Annotated in this window: 20 protein-coding genes and 1 tRNA gene; all 21 read left to right on the forward strand. The window is 71.3% G+C overall.

The window, feature by feature from the left end:
• Positions 1-85 precede the first annotated feature (85 nt).
• The 21 genes from GGR88_RS03775 (at position 86) to GGR88_RS03870 (ending at position 17,470) form a co-directional block, all read left to right on the forward strand.
• Positions 86-952 carry a type II secretion system protein N gene (locus GGR88_RS03775; RefSeq protein WP_167953140.1) on the forward strand — a complete coding sequence of 289 codons (867 nt, stop codon included), beginning with the start codon at positions 86-88 and terminating at the stop codon, positions 950-952.
• A complete protein-coding gene (gspD, locus tag GGR88_RS03780) occupies positions 952-3,258 on the forward strand; it encodes a type II secretion system secretin GspD (RefSeq protein WP_167953142.1) in 2,307 nt (768 codons plus the stop codon). The genes GGR88_RS03775 and gspD overlap by 1 nt, the downstream gene beginning before the upstream one ends.
• A 50-nt stretch (positions 3,259-3,308) precedes the next feature.
• Positions 3,309-4,805, forward strand: a complete 1,497-nt coding sequence (gspE, locus tag GGR88_RS03785) for a type II secretion system ATPase GspE (protein ID WP_425338476.1) — start codon at positions 3,309-3,311, stop codon at positions 4,803-4,805.
• On the forward strand, positions 4,798-6,018 hold the full coding sequence (gspF, locus tag GGR88_RS03790; protein WP_167953144.1) for a type II secretion system inner membrane protein GspF: 1,221 nt from the start codon (positions 4,798-4,800) through the stop codon (positions 6,016-6,018). The genes gspE and gspF overlap by 8 nt, the downstream gene beginning before the upstream one ends.
• Positions 6,019-6,059: 41 nt before the next feature.
• Entirely contained in the window at positions 6,060-6,494 is a 435-nt protein-coding gene (gspG, locus tag GGR88_RS03795; RefSeq protein WP_342449708.1) for a type II secretion system major pseudopilin GspG, read from the forward strand.
• The gene (locus tag GGR88_RS03800; protein WP_167953146.1) at positions 6,469-6,951 is read left to right on the forward strand and encodes a GspH/FimT family pseudopilin; all 483 of its coding nucleotides are present in this window, start codon (positions 6,469-6,471) and stop codon (positions 6,949-6,951) included. The genes gspG and GGR88_RS03800 overlap by 26 nt, the downstream gene beginning before the upstream one ends.
• Positions 6,952-6,986: 35 nt before the next feature.
• On the forward strand, positions 6,987-7,430 hold the full coding sequence (gene gspI / locus GGR88_RS03805) for a type II secretion system minor pseudopilin GspI (RefSeq protein WP_167953148.1): 444 nt from the start codon (positions 6,987-6,989) through the stop codon (positions 7,428-7,430).
• On the forward strand, positions 7,427-8,023 hold the full coding sequence (gene gspJ, locus GGR88_RS03810) for a type II secretion system minor pseudopilin GspJ (RefSeq protein WP_167953150.1): 597 nt from the start codon (positions 7,427-7,429) through the stop codon (positions 8,021-8,023). Before gspI ends, gspJ begins: the two co-directional genes overlap by 4 nt.
• Positions 8,020-9,018, forward strand: coding sequence for a type II secretion system minor pseudopilin GspK (gene gspK / locus GGR88_RS03815; protein WP_167953152.1), 999 nt, complete (start codon positions 8,020-8,022; stop codon positions 9,016-9,018). The genes gspJ and gspK overlap by 4 nt, the downstream gene beginning before the upstream one ends.
• Positions 9,018-10,199, forward strand: a complete 1,182-nt coding sequence (gspL, locus tag GGR88_RS03820; protein WP_167953154.1) for a type II secretion system protein GspL — start codon at positions 9,018-9,020, stop codon at positions 10,197-10,199. Before gspK ends, gspL begins: the two co-directional genes overlap by 1 nt.
• Entirely contained in the window at positions 10,196-10,678 is a 483-nt protein-coding gene (gspM, locus tag GGR88_RS03825; protein ID WP_167953156.1) for a type II secretion system protein GspM, read from the forward strand. Before gspL ends, gspM begins: the two co-directional genes overlap by 4 nt.
• Positions 10,675-11,391, forward strand: coding sequence for a type II secretion system protein N (gspN, locus tag GGR88_RS03830; protein WP_167953158.1), 717 nt, complete (start codon positions 10,675-10,677; stop codon positions 11,389-11,391). Before gspM ends, gspN begins: the two co-directional genes overlap by 4 nt.
• 71 nt (positions 11,392-11,462) lie before the next feature.
• A tRNA-His gene (locus GGR88_RS03835) sits at positions 11,463-11,539 on the forward strand.
• Between the two features lie 37 nt (positions 11,540-11,576).
• On the forward strand, positions 11,577-12,620 hold the full coding sequence (locus GGR88_RS03840; RefSeq protein ID WP_167953160.1) for a Glu/Leu/Phe/Val family dehydrogenase: 1,044 nt from the start codon (positions 11,577-11,579) through the stop codon (positions 12,618-12,620).
• A gap of 77 nt (positions 12,621-12,697) precedes the next feature.
• Positions 12,698-13,432: a heme ABC transporter permease CcmC gene (gene ccmC, locus GGR88_RS03845; protein ID WP_167953170.1), complete on the forward strand. Its 735-nt coding sequence runs from the start codon at positions 12,698-12,700 to the stop codon at positions 13,430-13,432.
• Positions 13,429-13,557: a hypothetical protein gene (locus tag GGR88_RS15475; protein ID WP_280742200.1), complete on the forward strand. Its 129-nt coding sequence runs from the start codon at positions 13,429-13,431 to the stop codon at positions 13,555-13,557. Before ccmC ends, GGR88_RS15475 begins: the two co-directional genes overlap by 4 nt.
• A complete protein-coding gene (gene ccmE / locus GGR88_RS03850; RefSeq protein ID WP_167953172.1) occupies positions 13,554-14,006 on the forward strand; it encodes a cytochrome c maturation protein CcmE in 453 nt (150 codons plus the stop codon). The genes GGR88_RS15475 and ccmE overlap by 4 nt, the downstream gene beginning before the upstream one ends.
• The gene (locus GGR88_RS03855; RefSeq protein WP_167953174.1) at positions 14,003-15,928 is read left to right on the forward strand and encodes a heme lyase CcmF/NrfE family subunit; all 1,926 of its coding nucleotides are present in this window, start codon (positions 14,003-14,005) and stop codon (positions 15,926-15,928) included. Before ccmE ends, GGR88_RS03855 begins: the two co-directional genes overlap by 4 nt.
• Positions 15,925-16,449, forward strand: a complete 525-nt coding sequence (locus GGR88_RS03860; RefSeq protein WP_167953176.1) for a DsbE family thiol:disulfide interchange protein — start codon at positions 15,925-15,927, stop codon at positions 16,447-16,449. Before GGR88_RS03855 ends, GGR88_RS03860 begins: the two co-directional genes overlap by 4 nt.
• Positions 16,446-16,844, forward strand: a complete 399-nt coding sequence (locus tag GGR88_RS03865; protein ID WP_167953178.1) for a cytochrome c-type biogenesis protein CcmH — start codon at positions 16,446-16,448, stop codon at positions 16,842-16,844. Before GGR88_RS03860 ends, GGR88_RS03865 begins: the two co-directional genes overlap by 4 nt.
• Positions 16,841-17,470 (forward strand): tetratricopeptide repeat protein, encoded by a 630-nt coding sequence (locus GGR88_RS03870; protein ID WP_167953180.1) that lies wholly within the window; start codon positions 16,841-16,843, stop codon positions 17,468-17,470. Before GGR88_RS03865 ends, GGR88_RS03870 begins: the two co-directional genes overlap by 4 nt.
• Positions 17,471-17,473: the final 3 nt, after the last annotated feature.

The following is a 17,473-nucleotide window of genomic DNA, read 5'->3' on the forward strand; positions in this document are numbered from 1 at the left end:
GGGGGAGCGGCGCTGGCGGGGCATCGACGGCCTTCATGATGGAGCGGTGCCTGTTCATGGCGGCGGAACAGAAGGGGGTGCAGGCATGCGCCTGACGCTCGACCCGCGGTTGCGCGCCTGGGCACGGCGGCTGCCTGTCACCAATTTCTACAGCCTCGCCGAGTTGCTCCTGCTGGTGGTGCTGGCGGTTCAATGCGCACGGCTGCTGTGGACCCTGGTGACGCCGGTCGGGCCGATCGGCGACTGGCGCCCGGCCAGCGGCGTTTCAGCCGGCGACCCGGCGCAGGCGGCGCGGCTGCGGACCTTTGATCCTTTCTTCAGGCTGGTCGACACGGGCACGGCGACCGTCTTGACCTCTCTGCAACTGGTTCTCTACGGCACCCGGGTTGATGAAGCCACGGGTCGCGGATCGGCCATCCTGGGTCCGCCCGAAGGTGTTCAGAACAGCTATGCAATCGGCGACGAGGTGGTCCCCGGCGTGATCCTGTCCGGCGTTGCTTTTGATCATGTCACGCTTACACGCGGCGGCGCGGAGGAAACCTTGTTCATCGACCAGTCCAACCCTGCCCCCGTGGCCGATGCGAGCGGCGCTCCTGCCGCCTTGGGAGCGGCACCCGCCGCGACGGTTCCGGCGGCTGCGCCAGTCGATCCGCGCCGCGCCGGCCCGCCGCCGCTGACCATCGAGACGATCCGCCGCGATATCCGCTTCACCCCGCGTACGGTGGATGGCCAGCGCAGCGGCGTGGCGGTGACCGGAACCACGGGGTCACCGACGCTTGGCCAGGCCGGGCTCGTTGACGGCGACGTCATCCTGGAGGCGGGCGGCCGGCCTGTGAGCGGATCGGCCGACATTGAGGCGGCCGCCGCCGGCGTGCAGCCCGGCACCAGCCTTCCGCTGGTGGTGGAGCGCGGCGGGCAGCGCGTGCCGATCGCCGTGCCGGTGCGCCAGTGATGCGGGGTGCCCTCGGGATCGCGCTGGCACTGGCGCTCGCCGCGCCGGCCGTGGCGCAGCAGACGCTGAACGTCCGCGACGCGGATATCCGCGCCTTCATCCAGGATGCGGCGCGCGTCACCGGACGGGTGTTCATCATCGATCAGCGGGTGCAGGGCCGCGTCTCCGTGACCAGCGATCGGCCGCTGTCGCGATCAGAGTATTTCGAGCTCTTCCTGGCGACCCTGCGGGCAAACGGCCTGGTTGCGGTTCCGACGAACGGCGGGGCGTTCCGCATCCAGCCAGTCGAGGGTGCGGCGGCCACGGCCGGCCGGGTTGGGGGTGGCAGTACCGCCAACAGCTTCGTCACGGAAGTCTTTCGCCTGCGGTCCATCGACGCCACGCAGGCGGTGGAGACAATCCGACCGCTGGTGAGCCGCGAGGGATCGGTCACGGCGAACCGGGGCGCCAATTCGCTGGTGGTCGCCGACTTCGGCGACAATTTGCGCCGGATCCGGGAGCTGATCCGCCGCATCGACCAGGACGGCAGCGCAACCCGCGTGGTGCCGCTGGAGAATGCGGGCGCGCGTGAGATCGCGACGTCGCTCAGCCAGCTGATCCAGGGTTCGGGCGGGCAGGGCGGAACCGGCCTGACCGCGACGGTCGTTCCCGTCGACAGCGCCAATGCGATCGCGCTTCGCGGTGACGCCGCGACGGTGGCCCGCCTTGCCGAAACCGCGCGCGAGCTTGACCGACAGGCCGAACAGGGCACCGAGATCCGGGTGATCTATCTGGAGCATGCGGATGCCGCGCAGCTGCTGCCCGTGCTGCAACAGCTGACCGGCCAGCCCGTGACTCAGGCGTCCTCGGACACGGGCGCCCTGTCGGCGAGCCGTGGCGGCGTGTCGGGCAGCGGCACGGGCGGAGCCGGCGGCAGCATTCCGACCTCGACGAGTGTGGCGAGTGCGCCGGTCGCGGCAAGCGGCGGCAATCCAGGTGCCGCATCCGCGCTGGGCCTGCTTGGCCGCGGCCCGGCCATCGTGACGCGGTTCGAAGGTGCGAACGCGCTGATCGTCGCGGCACCCGGAGATACGCAGCGGCTGCTGGGCGAGGTGATCCGTCAGCTCGACGCCCGGCGCGAGCAGGTGCTGGTCGAAGCCATCGTCGTGGAGATCAGCGACACGGCGGCCCGGCGGCTGGGCGTGCAGTTCCTGCTGGGCGGCCTGCCGGGCAGCGGCCTGCCGTTCCTGGCGACCAGCTATGCGAACTCGGCGCCGAACCTTCTGACGATCGCTGGTGCGGTGGCGGCCCGGTCGCTCAACACGACGACGACCGTGGTCAACGGAACCACGGTGACCACGTCCACCGACAACGCCATCTCGAACCAGTTGGCGCAGGCGGCCGTCAACTCGATCCTCGGCAACCCGGCCGGGCTGATCGGGTTCGGCACGGAGATCGGCCGTGACGGCATCTTCGGCACGATCATCAATGCCGTGCAATCCGACGGTCAGTCCAACCTTCTGTCGACCCCGTCGATCATGACGCTGGACAATCAGGAAGCACGGATCCTGGTGGGACAGGAGATTCCGGTGACAACTGGCGAGGCGCTTTCGAACAATTTCGACAATGCCTTCCGGACGGTGCAGCGGCAGAATGTCGGCATCCAGCTGGAGGTCCGGCCGCAGATCAACGCCGGCGGCGAGATCAAGCTGGCGCTGCGGCAGGAGGTCAGCTCCATTTCCGGCGCGGTGTCGAATGACAACAGCGACCTGATCCTCAACAAGCGTGAGATCGAGACCACGATCACCGTGCAGGACGGGCAGATCGCGGTGCTGGGCGGCCTTCTCGACGATAACGAGCGCAACACGATCGAGAAGATCCCGCTTCTGGGCGACTTGCCCGCCATCGGCGCGCTGTTCAGATCGCGGGCGCGGCAGCGGGCAAAGACCAACCTGATGGTCTTCATCCGTCCCACGATCATCCGTTCACCCAATGACCAGCAGGTGCTGACCGAGCAGCGTTACGGCTATGTTCGTCGCCAGCAGATGGAGCAGCAGCCGAACGTCGAGCCCAGCCTGGATGAACTGGTGCGCGATTACATGGGGGCAGCGCCGCCGGTTCCGCGCGAGCCGCTGCCGGGCAGCTACCCGCCGGCTGCGCCGCCTGCCACTGCGCTGCCGCCGCCGCTGCTGACGCCCGAGGGCGAGGCGGCCCTGCCAGAGACGGTCGTTCCGCGTCCGCTGTCCGAGCAGCAGCCCCGCGTGATCGTGCCGGAGGTGCGCAGCACACGCCAAGTCGTGCGCCCGATCACGGGTGATCCGCAATGAGGATCGGCCGCGGCGAGACGATCGTCGCGGAGCCGACGATCCCGGATGCAATGCCGATGCCGACGCCGGCATCGGCGACGCCGGTGATCCCCTATGCCTTCGCCCGTAAATACGGCGTCGTCATTTCCGGAGCTGGTGGCGACCGTCCAACGATCGCGCTTCGGGATGGCGCCGACCCGCGCGTCCTGATCGAGCTCAGGCGCCATTTCGGCGGCGGCTTTGCCGTCGACCGGGTAACGCAGGTTGCCTTCGACCGGCTGCTGTCCGATCAATATGCGATGACCGGCCAGGCGACGGCCGACGCAGCTGGATCGCTCGACGCCGACGATCTTGCGCTCATCGCCGGTGACATCCCGACCGCCGAGGATCTTCTGGAGAGCGCGGACGATGCCCCCGCCATCCGCCTCATCAACGGCATCATCGCCGATGCCGCTCGCCAGGGTGTGTCCGACATCCATGTCGAGCCTTATGAGACGGGCCTAGTGGTGCGGATGCGGATCGACGGCGTTCTGCGCGAGACGCTGCGCATGCCGCCGCACGCGGCGCCGGTGCTCGTCAGCCGCATCAAGGTGATGAGCCGACTGGACATCGCGGAGCGACGTGTCCCGCAGGACGGGCGCATGGGGTTGTCGCTTGGTGGGAAGCTCCTGGACGTTCGTGTCTCAACACTGCCGAGCAGGGCGGGCGAGCGCGTCGTCATGCGCATTCTCGACAAGGAGAATGCGGGCATCGGGTTCGACACGCTCGGCCTTACGCCCGCGACGACGGAGGTGCTGGGCGACGCGCTGGGCGAGCCCAACGGCATCATTCTCGTCACCGGCCCGACCGGGTCGGGTAAGACCACGACGCTCTACGCAGGGCTGCGGCTGTTGAACGATGGCAGCCGCAACATTCTGACGGTCGAGGATCCGGTCGAATATGCAGTGGACGGCGTCGGCCAGACGCAGGTCAACGCAAAGGTGGGCATGGACTTCGCCACCGGCCTTCGAGCGATCCTTCGCCAGGATCCCGACGTCGTGATGGTGGGCGAGATCCGCGACCGGGAAACGGCCGAGATCGCGGTTCAGGCGTCGCTGACCGGGCATCTGGTGCTGTCGACGGTCCACACCAACGATGCGCTGGGTGCGATCACGCGGCTTCGCGATATGAAGGTGGAGCCCTTTCTGCTCGCGTCGACGCTGCGCGCGGTGCTGGCGCAGCGGCTGGTCCGGCGATTGTGCCCGACCTGCCGCCGGCCTCAGCCCGCCGGCGAGCGCGCCGCGGCGCTGCTGGGATTGCGGCCGGATGAGACGGTGTACGAGCCGGGCGGCTGTGTCGAGTGCAACGGCACGGGCTTCAAGGGTCGTATCGGCGTGTATGAGGCCGTTCGGATTGACGACACGCTGCGCCGGCTGATCAATGACGGCGCGGACGAAAGCGCGATGGCGCGTCATGCCTTTGCCCGCACGCCGACACTGACGCAGGCGGCCCGGCAGATGGTGCGCGACGGCACCACCACGCCGGAGGAAGCGGTCCGCGTGTCCCGCCGCGAAGAGATCGATGGCTGACTTCGACTATCTCGCGCTCGACGTGGCCGGGCGGGAACGACGGGGGCAGGTGCAGGCCAGCTCGCTTGACGACGCGCGCACGCGGTTGGCGCGGCGGCGGCTCTACGTCGTCGAGGTTGCGCCGGGAACGGGTGAGCGGCCGCAGCGGGGGCCGGCGCTGGTCGGTCGTGGCCGTGGACGGATGGGATCGAAAGCGCTGACGCTGTTTACGCGGCAGCTTGCGACGCTGGCACAGGTCAGCCCGCTTGAGGAATCATTGCGCACGATCAGCCGGCAGACCGAGCAGGCGCATGTCCGGCGGGTCGTTGGTGCGGTGCATGCGGGCGTTGTGGAGGGAAGGCGGCTGTCGGACGCCATGGCGCGCGAAGCCAAGAGCTTCCCGCCGCTCTACCGCGCGATGGTGAATGCGGGCGAGAGCTCCGGCACGCTTCCGGCGATCCTGGAGCGACTGGCCGAGTTGCAGGAACGTCAGGCGCAGATCCGGGGCAAGGTGCTGACGGCGATCGCCTACCCGACCGTGCTGGCGGCGGTGGCGATGCTCGTCGTCATCTCGCTTATGGTGTTCGTGGTGCCCCGGGTCGTCGAACAGTTCGAGGATTTCGGGCAGACGCTGCCGCTGCTCACCCGGATCGTGATCGGCATCTCCGACCTGCTGGTCGACTGGTGGTGGGCGATCCTGCTGGTGGTGGGCGGCATCGTGCTCCTGACATGGCAGGCGTTGAAGACGCCGGCGACGCGGCTGCGGTTCGATGCGGCGCTGCTGAGGCTGCCGCTGATCGGGCGGCTGACCCGCGACCTTCACGCGGCGCGGATGTCGCGGACGTTGTCGACGATGGTGGCGTCGCGGCTGCCGCTGATCGACGGGCTGGCGCTGACCGTTGGGACGATCAACAACCGCGCGCTGCGGCTGGCATCCGAGGAAATCGTGGAGGCGATCCGCGGCGGCGGCAGCCTGTCGGCGGCGCTACGGCGGGCGGCGGTGTTCCCGCCGCTGCTGGTCTACCTGGCGGCGTCGGGCGAGAGCAGCGGGCGGCTGGACATCATGCTGGAGCGGGCGGCCGATTATCTGGAGCGCGAGTTCGACGGGTTCACCGCAACCGCGCTGTCGCTGCTGGAGCCGGCGATCATCGTCGTGATGGGCGGTATTGTCGCGGCGATCGTGCTATCGATCCTCCTCCCCATCCTTCAATTGCAGACGCTGGCTGGCGCTTGAGGACCAACTTGACACTCAGAGAGCATGAAACGGGCACTTCGTTGCCGAAGCGTAACGATGGCGAGGAGGGCTTCACGCTGGTGGAGCTGATGGTGGTGATCGTCATCATCGGCCTGCTTGCCACCATCGTGGTGGTGAACGTGCTGCCGTCGCTGGACCGCGCGAACGACACGCGGGTGCGCAGCGACATCCAGACGCTGGAATCCGCGCTGGAAATGTACCGGCTGGACAACCTGACCTATCCGTCGACGACCGAGGGGCTGCAGGCGCTGACCACGCCGCCGCCGACCTTGTCGCAGCCGGCGCGGTACCGGCCCGGCGGCTATGTCCGCCGGCTGGAGGAGGACCCCTGGGGCCGGCCGTACCTGTATTCGCAGCCCGGGCGGAACGGGCGCCCGTTCGACGTCTTCACGCTGGGCGCGGACGGCGCCGAGGGCGGCGAGGGCGAAAATGCCGATATCGGCACCTGGCAGTAGGCGCCGAGGGCGGCGGCGGGGCGAGGAGGGCTTCACCCTCGTCGAGCTGATGGTGGCGATCGTCATCATCGGCCTGCTGTCGGCCACCGTGGTGCTGGCGATCCCCGACCCGCGCGGGCGCGTGATCGACGAGGCGGAAAGCTTTGCCGCGCGCACGGCGGCTGCCCGCGACGCTGCCATCATCGAGGCGCGTGCGACCGCCGTGCGCGTGACGCCCGCCGGATATGCATTCGACCGCGAGGCCGACGGCGAGTGGGCGCCCATGCAGGAGCCGCCCTTCCAGGCGCGGGCCTGGAGCGGGGAGGTGCGGGCCGACCTGGGGCCGGAAGGCGGCGCGCGGATCGCGTTCGACCCGACCGGCACGGTCAGCGGGCCGATCAGCTTTGCGCTGGTGCGCGAGGATGCGCGGGTCGGCGTGGCGGTGGGCGCGGACGGCCGGGTGCGCGTGGGCGGATGATGCGTCGCGCCCCCTGCCATCGGGAACGGCCCGCCATGTCCGGGCGCGCCGCCGGCGGCAACGGCGGGCAGTGCCGACAGCGGGCGGAGCAGGGCTTCACGCTGATCGAGATGCTGGTCGCGCTGGCGGTGTTCAGCCTGGCGGCGCTGGCGCTGCTGCGGCTGGAGACGACCACGCTGGCGAATGCGGCGGTGCTGGAGACACGGGCGCTGGGCCAGGTGGTCGCGCGCAACGTGGCGGTGGAGACGCTGGCCGACCCGATGCCGCCCACGCTGGGCGTCAGCAGCGGCCAGGAAGTGAATGGTGGCGCGACCTGGAACTGGACGCGCAACACGTCCAACACCGACGACACCAGCATCCTGCGCATCGACATCGCCGTGACGGGTCCGACCGGCGAACCGGCGGCGGTGCTGACCGTGGTGCGCCCGGCCGAATACCGGCTGGACGCGGCCGCGACGATCACGGCGCCGGGATCATGACCGGTCCGCGCGAGCACGGCTTCACGCTCGTCGAGCTGCTGGTGTCGCTGGTGATCTTCGCCGTGCTGAGCGCGGCGGGGGTGTCGCTGCTGCAGATGAGCGCCCGATCGCAGGCGGCGGTGGGCGAGCGGCTGGAGGAAGTGGCCGCGTGGCGGCGCATCTCGTCCCTGATCGCGAGCGACCTGTCCGCCGCCGTGCCGCGGACCACGCGCGAGGTGGCCGGCACGCTGCGCCCGGCCTTTGTCGGCAATGCCGTGAACGACGGTCCGCTGCTGGTGGGCTTCGTCCGCAGTGGTTGGAGCAACCTGGACCAGGCGCCGCGCGCCAGCCTGCAGAAGGTCGATTACCGGTTCGAGCAGGGGCGGCTGGAACGTGTCGCCTATCCCGCGCTGGACGGGGCGGAGCCCGAGGTGCCGGCGGTGCTGGCGGACAATATCGAGCGCTTTTCGATCCGGTACCGCGCGCGCGACGGGTGGCGCAGCCAGTGGGAAGCGCTGGGCGCCGAGCCGATGCCGTCGGCCATCGAGATCACCATCGGACAGGCGGGACGCGCGGACGTGCGCCAGCTGTTCCTGGTCGGGGCGGGGCGATGAGGCCGAACATGCCCGTGCCGCATGGCGAACGCGGCGCCGCGCTGCTGACCGTGCTGCTGCTGGTGGCGGTGATGGCGGTGATCGCGGCGTCGTCGCTGGAAAAGCTGCGGCTCGCCACCCGATTGTCGGGCAACAGCTTCGCCGTCGACCAGGCGCGCGCCTATGCCAGCGCCGCCGAAACCATCGCGGCGGCGCGCGCCGAGCGGCTGATCGAACGGTCGCTGGCGCGCACCACGTTGCAGGGCGGATGGAACGGCCGCGCGATCGGCGTGCCGGTGCCGGGCGGCAGCGCATCGGTGATCGTGCGGGACGGGGGCAACTGCTTCAACCTCAACAGCGTCGTGCAGGGCGAGAGCCTGTTCCAGCTGACCAGCCGCATCGCCGGGATCCGGCAGTTCGTGGGGCTGATGCAGGCGCTGCAGATCCCGCAGGCGCCGGCGGAGCGCATCGCGGCGGCCACCGCCGACTGGATCGACAGCGACGTGATCCCTCAGCCGAACGGCGCGGAGGATGATTTCTATGGCGGGGTGCAGCCGCAGCGCCGCGCGGCAAACATGCTGATGAGCGACCCGAGCGAGCTGCGGCAGGTGGCCGGCATGACGCCGGAGATCTACGCCCGGCTGCGCCCCTTCATCTGCACGCTGCCGACGCCCGACCTGTCGCCGATCAACGTCAACACGGTGCTGCCCGAACAGGCGCCGCTGATCGCCATGCTGCTGCCGCGGAACTTGACCCCCGACCGCGCGCGAACTTTGCTCGCGGAGCGCCCCGCGACCGGCTATGGATCGGCGCAGGAATTCCTGAACCGGGCGGCGCTCAGCGTCGGGGCACAGGACGATGGGCAATTGGGGCGGCAGTTGAAGGTCCGAACAACCTGGTTTTCGCTGGAAACCCGCGTCGAGCTGGGCGGCACGCGCGTGACGCAGCGGGCGATGATCGACGCGCGGACCACCCCCGTGCGCGTCACCGCGCACCTGGCGGGGCGCGGCGACTGATGGCGACGATCGCACCGCCCCTGCCGCGCGTGGCGCCGACGCGCACCCGCACCCGGGCGCGATCGCAGGCGGCGGGCACCGTGATCGCCTTTCTGCCGACCGACGACGCCGCGCCGATCGCGTGGCAGCGTTTCGAGGGCGGGGTGCCGGCGGCATCCGGGCCGAGCCTGGACACGCTGGGCGAGGCGATCGTCGACCTGGGCACCGAGCGCGTGGTGGCGGTGGCGCCGGCGGCCGACGTGACGCTGCACTGGGCGGAGCTGCCCGGGCTGGCGACGGCGCAGGCACGCGCGGCCGCCCGGCTGATGGTGGCCGAACAGAGCCTGGTGTCGGGCGACGCGCTGCATGTCGCGGTGGGCGACGAGACGGAGGACGGCGAGCGCCCGGTGGCGGCGGTGGCGACGGAGCGGATGTCGACCTGGCTGGCGCGGCTGGCCGGTGCCGGCATCGATCCGTCGGCGATCGTCGCCGCGCCGCTGCTGCTGCCGCTGGCGGATGAAGGCTTCACGCGCGCGGCGGTGGGCGGCGAGACGGTCTATCGCGGGCGCAGCAGCGGTTTTGCCGACGATCCCGTGCTGACGCCGATCCTGGTGGAAGCGCGGCCGGTGACGCCGCTGACCGGGCGCGCGCTGGACGAGGCGGTGCTGGCGGGAGCGGAGACGCCGGTCCTGGACCTGCGGCAGGGTGCCTTTGCGCGCAGCCGGCGCGGGCGGCTCGACTGGGCGCTGGTGCGGCGGCTGGGCTGGCTGGCGCTGGCGATCGCGGCGGTGTCGCTCCTGATCGGGCTGGTGTCGATCATGCGGCTGAGCTTTGCCGCCGACGCGGCCGAGCGGGAGGCGGCGGAGATCGCCCGCAGCGCCCTGCCGCGCGGCACGGCCGCGGGCGCCGACCCGGTGCTGGCGCTGGACCGCGCGCTGGCGGGCGAGCGCGGCGGCGGGCTGGGCTTCACCACGACGGCGGGCGTGCTGTTCGGCGCGGTGCAGGCGGTGCCGGGCGTCGAGCTGACCGGCATCGATTTCGGCGCGGACGGCGTGATGCGCGCCGCGCTGCGCGCACCGGGCGCGCCGGAGGTAGAGGCGATCATCGAGCGGGTCGAGGCGAGCGGGCTGGAGGCGACGCCCAGTCCGTTCCAGGCGAGCGAAGGCCGGGTGTCGGGCGAGCTGAGGATCGCACTGCCATGACCGAGCGGTTCCAGGCCTGGTGGCGGCTGCGATCTGTGCGCGAGCAGCGGCTGTTGCTGGTGATGGCCGGGTTGTTCCTGGTGGTGTTCCTGTGGATCGGCATCATCGGGCCGATCGCCGACGCGCGGGCCGGCGCCTGGTCGCGGCACGAGGAAGCGGTGGCGACGCTGGGACGCGTGCGCGCCGACGCGGCCGCGCTGCGGGCGATCGCGCGGCGCCCGGCCGCCCCGCTCGATGCGCCGCTGGCGACCGTTGTCAGCAACGCGGCATCGGCGGCGGGTTTCGCCAGCGCGGGCGTTTCCGCGCAGGGCACGGCGCGGGTGACGGTATCGATCGCCTCCGCGCGGCCGGGCGCGCTGTTCCCGCTGATCGCCGATCTGGAGCGGCGCGGCATCCTGGTGGAGCGCATCGCCGTGCGGGCCAATGCCGACCAGACGCTTGGCGCGGACATGACGCTGATCGGAAGGGGCATCAGATGAGGATCAGGCTGCCGGTCGGGCGCAGCGTGCTGTTCGGCATCGCCTTTGTGGTGGCGCTGGTCCTGTTCCTGCCGATGCGGCTGGGGCTGGGGATGTTCGGCGTCGCCGACGAAGGGCTGACCGCGCGCGGTGCCGATGGCACGATCTGGACCGGGCGGCTGAGCGAGGCGCAGCTGGGCGGGATCAGCGTGGGCGACGTGGAGGCCGGGCTGTCGCCGTTCCAGCTGCTGGTCGGGCGCGCGCGGGTGAACGTGTCGCGGGAGGCCGGCGGCACCGACATGCTGCACGGGGCGGTCGGCGTGACGCGCAATTCAACGGGAATCGACGACCTGACTGCGACGCTGCCGGTGGGCACGCGCTTTGCCCCGCTGCCGATCAGCGCGCTGGGCTTTACCGATTTCACCGTGCGCTTCGTGGGCGACGCGTGCCGCAATGCCGAGGGCGCGGTGCGCGCGGTGATGAGCGGCGAGGTGGCCGGCATCAACCTGGCGCAGGGCTTCACCGGGGCGGCGCGGTGCGACGGCGCGGCGCTGCTGCTGCCGCTCGCCAGCCAGTCGGGCCAGGAGCGGCTGGACGTCCGCATCGACGTCGGCGGGGCGTGGCGCGCGTCCGTGGTGGTGGCGAGCACCGACCCGGCGGTCGTGGCGCAGCTGACCGCCGCGGGCTTCGCGCCGGGAGAGGGCGGTTACCGGCTGGAGATCGGCGGCCGCTGAGCGGCTGCTTGACGGGGGGTGGACCCCGCCCCTATGTCCGCGCGCATCGGGCACCAACCGCCCGGAACATGGCGACCGTAGTTCAATTGGTTAGAGCGCCGGCTTGTGATGCCGGAAGTTGCGGGTTCAAGTCCCGTCGGTCGCCCCACTCCCTTTCTCCCCTTTGAACGAGAAGGATCCGGCGCTTGGGCTCCCCATGGGAATTCGCTGACTTCGACGACCATGAGGGCGTCCATTTCTTTCGCGACCAGGCCAGCGGGCTGCGCGCGATCGTCGCCATCCACTCCACCGCGCTGGGACCGGCGGCGGGGGGCGTGCGGCGGTGGCGCTATCCCACCACCGATGCGGCGGTGACGGACGCGCTGCGCCTGTCGCGGGGCATGAGCTTCAAGAACGCGATGGCCGGGCTGCCGATGGGCGGCGGCAAGGCCGTGATCCTGGACGACGGCAACCGCGATCCGGCGGTGCTGGACGCGTTTGCGCGCGGCATCGATTCGCTTGGCGGACGCTATGTCACGGCCGAGGATGTGGGCGTGTCGGTGGCCGACATGGTCCGCATCTCCGACACCACGCGCTTCGTGTCCGGGCTGCCGGTGGAAGGCGGCCGGGTCGGCGGCGATCCGGGCCCGCACACCGCGCTCGGCGTGTTCCTGGGCGTGAAGGCCGCGGTGCGCCGCGCGCTCGGCAAGGATGACGTGGCGGGCGTGCATGTCGCCATCCAGGGTGCCGGCAGCATCGGCGGCGGGCTCGCCCGGCTCCTGGCGCGCGACGGCGCCCGCGTGACGGTGGCGGACGTCGACCAGGCGCGCGCGGCGGCGCTGGCGGCGGAGGTCGGCGGCACCGCGGTGGACGCGGACGCGATCATGACCGTTGAGGCGGACGTGCTCAGCCCGTGCGCCCTGGGCGCGATCCTGACCGAGGAGAGCATCGCCGCGCTGCGTGTGCCGGTGGTGGCGGGCGGTGCCAACAACCAGCTGGCGACGCCGGCGGACGGCCAGCGCATCCATGCGCGCGGCATCCTCTATGCGCCCGATTATGTGATCAACGCAGGCGGCATCATCAACGTGGCGCTGGAATATCTCGGCAACGGCGACCCGGCCGACGTGGAAGCACGGATCCACCGCATCCCCGAACGGCTGGAGCAGGTCTGGGCGGAGAGCGAGGCGAGCGGGGACCCTGCCGCGACGGTCGCCGACCGCATCGCGTCCGGCCTGATCGGACGCCGCTGATCGGCGCTCCGACCATTGCCCGAACCGCGCGCAAGCCTTTGCGTCCGAAGCCCGTTCCCGGTAAGGGAAGCGCGCTGATGCACGCGCTCGCCAACCCCGCACGGTTCCTGAAGATCGCGCGCCCGCTGACCCCCATCCTGACACTTGGCGGGGCCGGGCTGGCGACCGTCGGCGCATGGGCGGGGCTGACGCAGACGCCCGCCGACTATCTGCAGGGCGACAGCGTGCGGATTCTGTACGTGCATGTCCCGGCCGCCTGGCTGGGCATGGGCGGATGGATGGGGCTGGCGATCGCCTGCCTGACGCAGATCGTCTGGCGCCATCCGCTGGCAGGCATCGCCGCGCGCGCGATCGCGGTGCCGGGCATGGTGTTCGCCGGGCTGTGCCTGGCCACGGGATCGATCTGGGGACGGCCCACCTGGGGCACATGGTGGGAGTGGGACGGGCGCATGACATCCATGTTGGTCCTGTTCTTCCTTTATGCCGGCTTTATCGCGCTGGCGCGGGCGAGCGACGGGCAGGACGGCGCGGCCGAGGGCGGCGGGATCAGCCGGGTGACGGCGATCTTCGGCCTGGTCGGCGCGGTCAACGTGCCGATCATCAACCGGTCGGTGGTGTGGTGGAACTCGCTGCACCAGGGGCCGAGCATCACGCTGCGCGGATCAAGCATCGCGCCCGAGATCCTCTGGCCGCTGGCGCTGACCGCGCTGGGCTTCACCCTCCTGTTCGCGGGCATCGTGCTGATGCGAATGCGCGCGATCCTGGCGGGCGCGAAGGTCGAGGCGCGGATGCGGCGGATGGCGGCGGCATGAACGCCTGGCCCTTCATCGCGGCCGCGTACGGCCTGACGGGCGCGGCGACAGCGGCGCTGGTCGGCTGGTGCTGGTCGGCCATGCGGCGGGCCGAGCGCGCGGCAGAGGCGCTGCGCCGGCGATGAAGGCCAAGCATCAGCGACTGGTGCTCGCCCTGGTGGCGGTCGGCGCGATGAGCGGATCGGCGCTGCTCGCCATGTCCGCGCTGGGAGACCGGGCCGCCTATTTCCAGGCACCGAGCGACGTGGCGCGGACCGGCATCGAGCCCGGCCGCGCGATCCGGCTGGGCGGCATGGTGGACCGCGGATCGATCAGCCGCGGTGGCGACGGCGTGTCGATCCGCTTCACCGTATCGGACGGCGGCGGGCGCGTGCCCGTGCGCTTCACCGGCATCACCCCCGACCTGTTCCGCGAAGGATCGGGCATGGTGGCGGAAGGCCGGTTCGGCAGCGATGGCGTGTTCGTGGCCGACACCATCCTGGCCAAGCATGACGAACGCTACATGCCGCCCGGCATGAACACCGACGTGACCAGCGGCAGCGCGAGCCCCGGCACCACCACCGTCGCCAGATGATCGCAGAAGTCGGCCATGCCGCGCTGTGGGTCGCCGCCGCGCTGGCGCTGGCACAGCTGATCTTCGCCGCCGCCGCCTTCACCATGCGCGGCGCCGCGCTGGCGGACGCCGTGCGGCCGGTGGCCATCGTTCAAGGTCTCGCCGCGGTGTGCGCGTTCGCCATGCTGGCATGGTTGTTCTCACGCACAGACCTGTCCGTGCTGCTGGTCGCCTTGAACAGCCATGTCGACAAGCCGTGGCTCTACAAGATCGCCGGCACATGGGGGAACCATGAGGGGTCGATGCTGCTGTGGGTGGCCGTGCTGGGCGCAGCGGGCGCGGCCTATGCGCTGCTGGAACGGCAGCTGGCGGCGCGCACCACGATCGCGACGCTGGGCGCCCAGGCGGCCATCGCGCTCGGCTTCTATGCCTTCCTGCTGATCGCCTCCAACCCGTTCACCCGGCTGAACCCGCCGGCGGCGACGGGGCTGGGGCTGAACCCGATCCTGCAGGACCCCGGCCTCGCCTTTCACCCGCCCACGCTCTACCTCGGCTATGTCGGGCTTTCGATCGCCTTTTCGATCGCGGTCGGCGCGCTCGTCACGCGCGACGTGGGGCCGGACCTTGCCAAGGCGATGCGGCCGTGGGTGCTGGGCGCCTGGGTGCTGCTGACGCTGGGCATCACCGCCGGCAGTTACTGGGCCTATTATGAGCTCGGCTGGGGCGGCTGGTGGTTCTGGGATCCGGTCGAGAACGCATCGCTGATGCCGTGGCTGGCGGCGACCGCGCTGCTCCATTCGATCAGCGTGCTCGCCGCGCGCGGTGCGCTGCGCGCCTGGACGGTGATGCTGGCGGTGCTGGCATTTTCCATGTCGATGGTGGGCACCTTTCTGGTGCGGTCGGGCATCCTGACCAGCGTGCACGCCTTTGCGGTCGATCCCGCGCGCGGCAGCTTCATCCTGGCGCTGCTCGTCATCTACATCGGCGGCGCGCTGGCGCTGTTTGGATGGCGCGTCGGCACCGTCCGGCAGGGCGCGACCTTCACCGCATGGAGCCGCGAAGGATCGCTGGTCCTGAACAACCTGCTGCTGACCGCGATCCTGGGGATCGTGCTGGTGGGCACGCTTTATCCGCTAGCGATCGAGGCGCTGGGGCTGGAGCGCGTCTCGGTCGGGCCGCCCTATTTCAACGCGGCGACGGCGCCGCTGGCATTGGCGCTGATGGTGGCGATGGTCGCCGGACCGCTGATCCGGTGGCGCCGCGACGATTGGCGCGAGACGCTGGCCAAGCTGCGCCTTCCCGCCGGCCTTGCCGTGCTGGTGGCGGCGGTGGTGTGGATCGCCGCCGGATGGATCGGCCTGCTGCCGCTGCTGGGCCTTGCGATCGCAGCGGCGGTGGCGGCGGGCAGCGTCGCGCCGCTGTGGGGACGCAACCTGCGCCGCACGCCGCTGTTCACCTGGGGCATGGTGGTGTCGCACCTGGGCGTGGCGGTGAGCGTGGCCGGGATGGCATCCGAGAGCGCCTTCACGCAGGAGGTGCTGGTGGCCGCCCGCGCCGGAGAGGTGCACGAGGTGGGGCCGTTCCGCGTCCGCTTCGTCGGAATCGAGCCGATCTCCGGCCCGAACTTCACCGCATTGCAGGCCGTGCTCTATGCCGGCCGGCGGGGCGGCGCGGTCCACGAGCTGAAGCCGCAGGCGCGAAGCTTCTGGAACCCGCCCACCGAAACGCGCGAGGCGGCGCTGCTGACCTCCGGCGGCGGCCAGCTGTACGCCGTGCTCGGCCGGCAGGAGAGCCGCGGCCGGTGGCAGCTGCGGCTGTGGTGGAAGCCCTGGGTGACGCTGATCTGGGGCGGCGGCGCGCTGATCGCCGCGGGCGCCGCGCTGTCCATCCTGGGGCGCGTGACACGGCGGCGACGCCGTGCCGACCGGACCGCCTACGCATGAGGCGGTGGATGCTGTGGGCGCCGCTGGCCGGCTTTGTGCTCCTGGCGGTGCTGGTGGCGGTGGGGCTGTTGCGGCCCGCCGACCGCACCGTGCTGTCGCGGATGGTGGGGCGGCCGGTGCCCGCTTTGGTGCTGGCGCCGGCCGTGGCGGGCAAGCCGGGCCTGTCGACGGCCGACCTGAAGGGCGAGGTGCGGCTGGTGAACCTGTTCGCGAGCTGGTGCGCGCCATGCATCGCGGAGGCGCCGCAGCTGCTGGCGCTGAAGCAGGCGGGCGTGCGGATCGACGGCATCGCGCTGCGCGACGCGCGGGCAGACGTGACGCGGTTCCTGGCCGATCACGGCGACCCGTTCGACCACATCGGCGACGATCCCCGATCAACCGCGCAGCTGGCGCTGGGATCGTCGGGCGTCCCCGAAAGCTTCGTGGTGGATGCGGCGGGCGTGATCCGCCACCAGCATGTCGGGCCGATCATGCCGCAGGACATGGACGCGATCCTGGCCGCGATCGAGGACGCGCGGTGAGGCGGGCCGCGATCCTGGCCGCGCTGATGCTGGCGACGCCCGCGGGTGCGCGCGTGCCGCCGCCGCCGCTCGCCAACCTGCCGCTGCCCAATGCAGCGCAGGAAGCGGACGCCAAGGCGCTGATGGAGACGATCCGTTGCCTGGTGTGCGCCGGACAGTCGATTGCCGACAGCGACGCCGCGATGGCGGCCGACATGCGCGCGATGGTACGCGCGCGGATCGCGGCGGGGGAGCGGCCGGAGGCGGTGCGCGCCTGGTTGGTCGATCGATATGGCCGGGAGGTCAGCTATGACCCGCCGCTGTCGGCCGGGACGGCGGTGCTGTGGGCGGCCCCCGTGCTGATGATCCTGGCCGGCGTGCTGATCGCCCGCGCAAGCTTTCGGAAGCGGCGATGACGGGCTGGCTGCTGGCGATCGCCGTGGCCGGCGCGGCCTGGCTGCTGCTGTGGCGGGTGGTGCGCGTGCCGCGCGTCGCGCGGGAGGCGGTCGGGGCGACGCTGGTGCTGGCGCTGGCCGGATATGCATTGAGCGGGGTGCCCGGCCAGCCGGGCGCGCCGGCGACGCGCGCAGCTGCCCGGCCGCAGGTGGACGAGCGCGCGATCGAGCTGCGCCAGGCGATGAGCGGCGGGTTCGGGACGGCCTATAACTGGTTGATCGCATCCGACGGCGCGATGCGCGCGGGGTTGCCGAGCGCAGCCGTCACCTACATCCGCAGCGGCATCGCGGAGGACCCGCGCAATGCTGACCTGTGGCTGGGGTTGGGCAACGCGCTGGTGGCGCGGGCGGACAACACGCTGACGCCGGCGGCGCTGTTCGCCTATGAACGCGCGGCCGTCCTGAACCCGCGCCATCCGGGGCCGTGGTTCTTCCTGGGTCTGGCCTATATGCGCGGGGGCGAGCCGGAGCGGGCGCGGCCATTGTGGCTGCAGGCGCTGCGCCGCGCACCGGCCGATGCGGAATATCGGCCGGTGCTGGAGGCCGCCTATGCGATGGTGGCGGCCGGGACGCCGCCACCGCGCTGAACG

Origin of the sequence: Sphingomonas jejuensis, from assembly GCF_011927695.1 — a bacterium.
Classification (GTDB): Bacteria; Pseudomonadota; Alphaproteobacteria; order Sphingomonadales; family Sphingomonadaceae; genus Sphingomonas_K; species Sphingomonas_K jejuensis.

Bases quoted from the DNA above. Each gene is read 5' to 3' on its own strand.
- ccmE (WP_167953172.1), top strand. From the start codon at position 13,554: ATGAAGGCCAAGCATCAGCGACTGGTGCTCGCCCTGGTGGCGGTCGGC.
- GGR88_RS03870 (WP_167953180.1), top strand. From the start codon at position 16,841: ATGACGGGCTGGCTGCTGGCGATCGCCGTGGCCGGCGCGGCCTGGCTG.
- GGR88_RS15475 (WP_280742200.1), top strand. From the start codon at position 13,429: ATGAACGCCTGGCCCTTCATCGCGGCCGCGTACGGCCTGACGGGCGCG.
- gspE (WP_425338476.1), top strand. From the start codon at position 3,309: ATGCCGATGCCGACGCCGGCATCGGCGACGCCGGTGATCCCCTATGCC.
- GGR88_RS03800 (WP_167953146.1), top strand. From the start codon at position 6,469: ATGCCGATATCGGCACCTGGCAGTAGGCGCCGAGGGCGGCGGCGGGGC.
- gspK (WP_167953152.1), top strand. From the start codon at position 8,020: ATGAGGCCGAACATGCCCGTGCCGCATGGCGAACGCGGCGCCGCGCTG.
- gspM (WP_167953156.1), top strand. From the start codon at position 10,196: ATGACCGAGCGGTTCCAGGCCTGGTGGCGGCTGCGATCTGTGCGCGAG.
- GGR88_RS03860 (WP_167953176.1), top strand. From the start codon at position 15,925: ATGAGGCGGTGGATGCTGTGGGCGCCGCTGGCCGGCTTTGTGCTCCTG.
- gspD (WP_167953142.1), top strand. From the start codon at position 952: ATGCGGGGTGCCCTCGGGATCGCGCTGGCACTGGCGCTCGCCGCGCCG.
- GGR88_RS03775 (WP_167953140.1), top strand. From the start codon at position 86: ATGCGCCTGACGCTCGACCCGCGGTTGCGCGCCTGGGCACGGCGGCTG.
- gspL (WP_167953154.1), top strand. From the start codon at position 9,018: ATGGCGACGATCGCACCGCCCCTGCCGCGCGTGGCGCCGACGCGCACC.
- gspF (WP_167953144.1), top strand. From the start codon at position 4,798: ATGGCTGACTTCGACTATCTCGCGCTCGACGTGGCCGGGCGGGAACGA.
- gspI (WP_167953148.1), top strand. From the start codon at position 6,987: ATGTCCGGGCGCGCCGCCGGCGGCAACGGCGGGCAGTGCCGACAGCGG.
- ccmC (WP_167953170.1), top strand. From the start codon at position 12,698: ATGCACGCGCTCGCCAACCCCGCACGGTTCCTGAAGATCGCGCGCCCG.
- GGR88_RS03855 (WP_167953174.1), top strand. From the start codon at position 14,003: ATGATCGCAGAAGTCGGCCATGCCGCGCTGTGGGTCGCCGCCGCGCTG.
- gspJ (WP_167953150.1), top strand. From the start codon at position 7,427: ATGACCGGTCCGCGCGAGCACGGCTTCACGCTCGTCGAGCTGCTGGTG.
- gspN (WP_167953158.1), top strand. From the start codon at position 10,675: ATGAGGATCAGGCTGCCGGTCGGGCGCAGCGTGCTGTTCGGCATCGCC.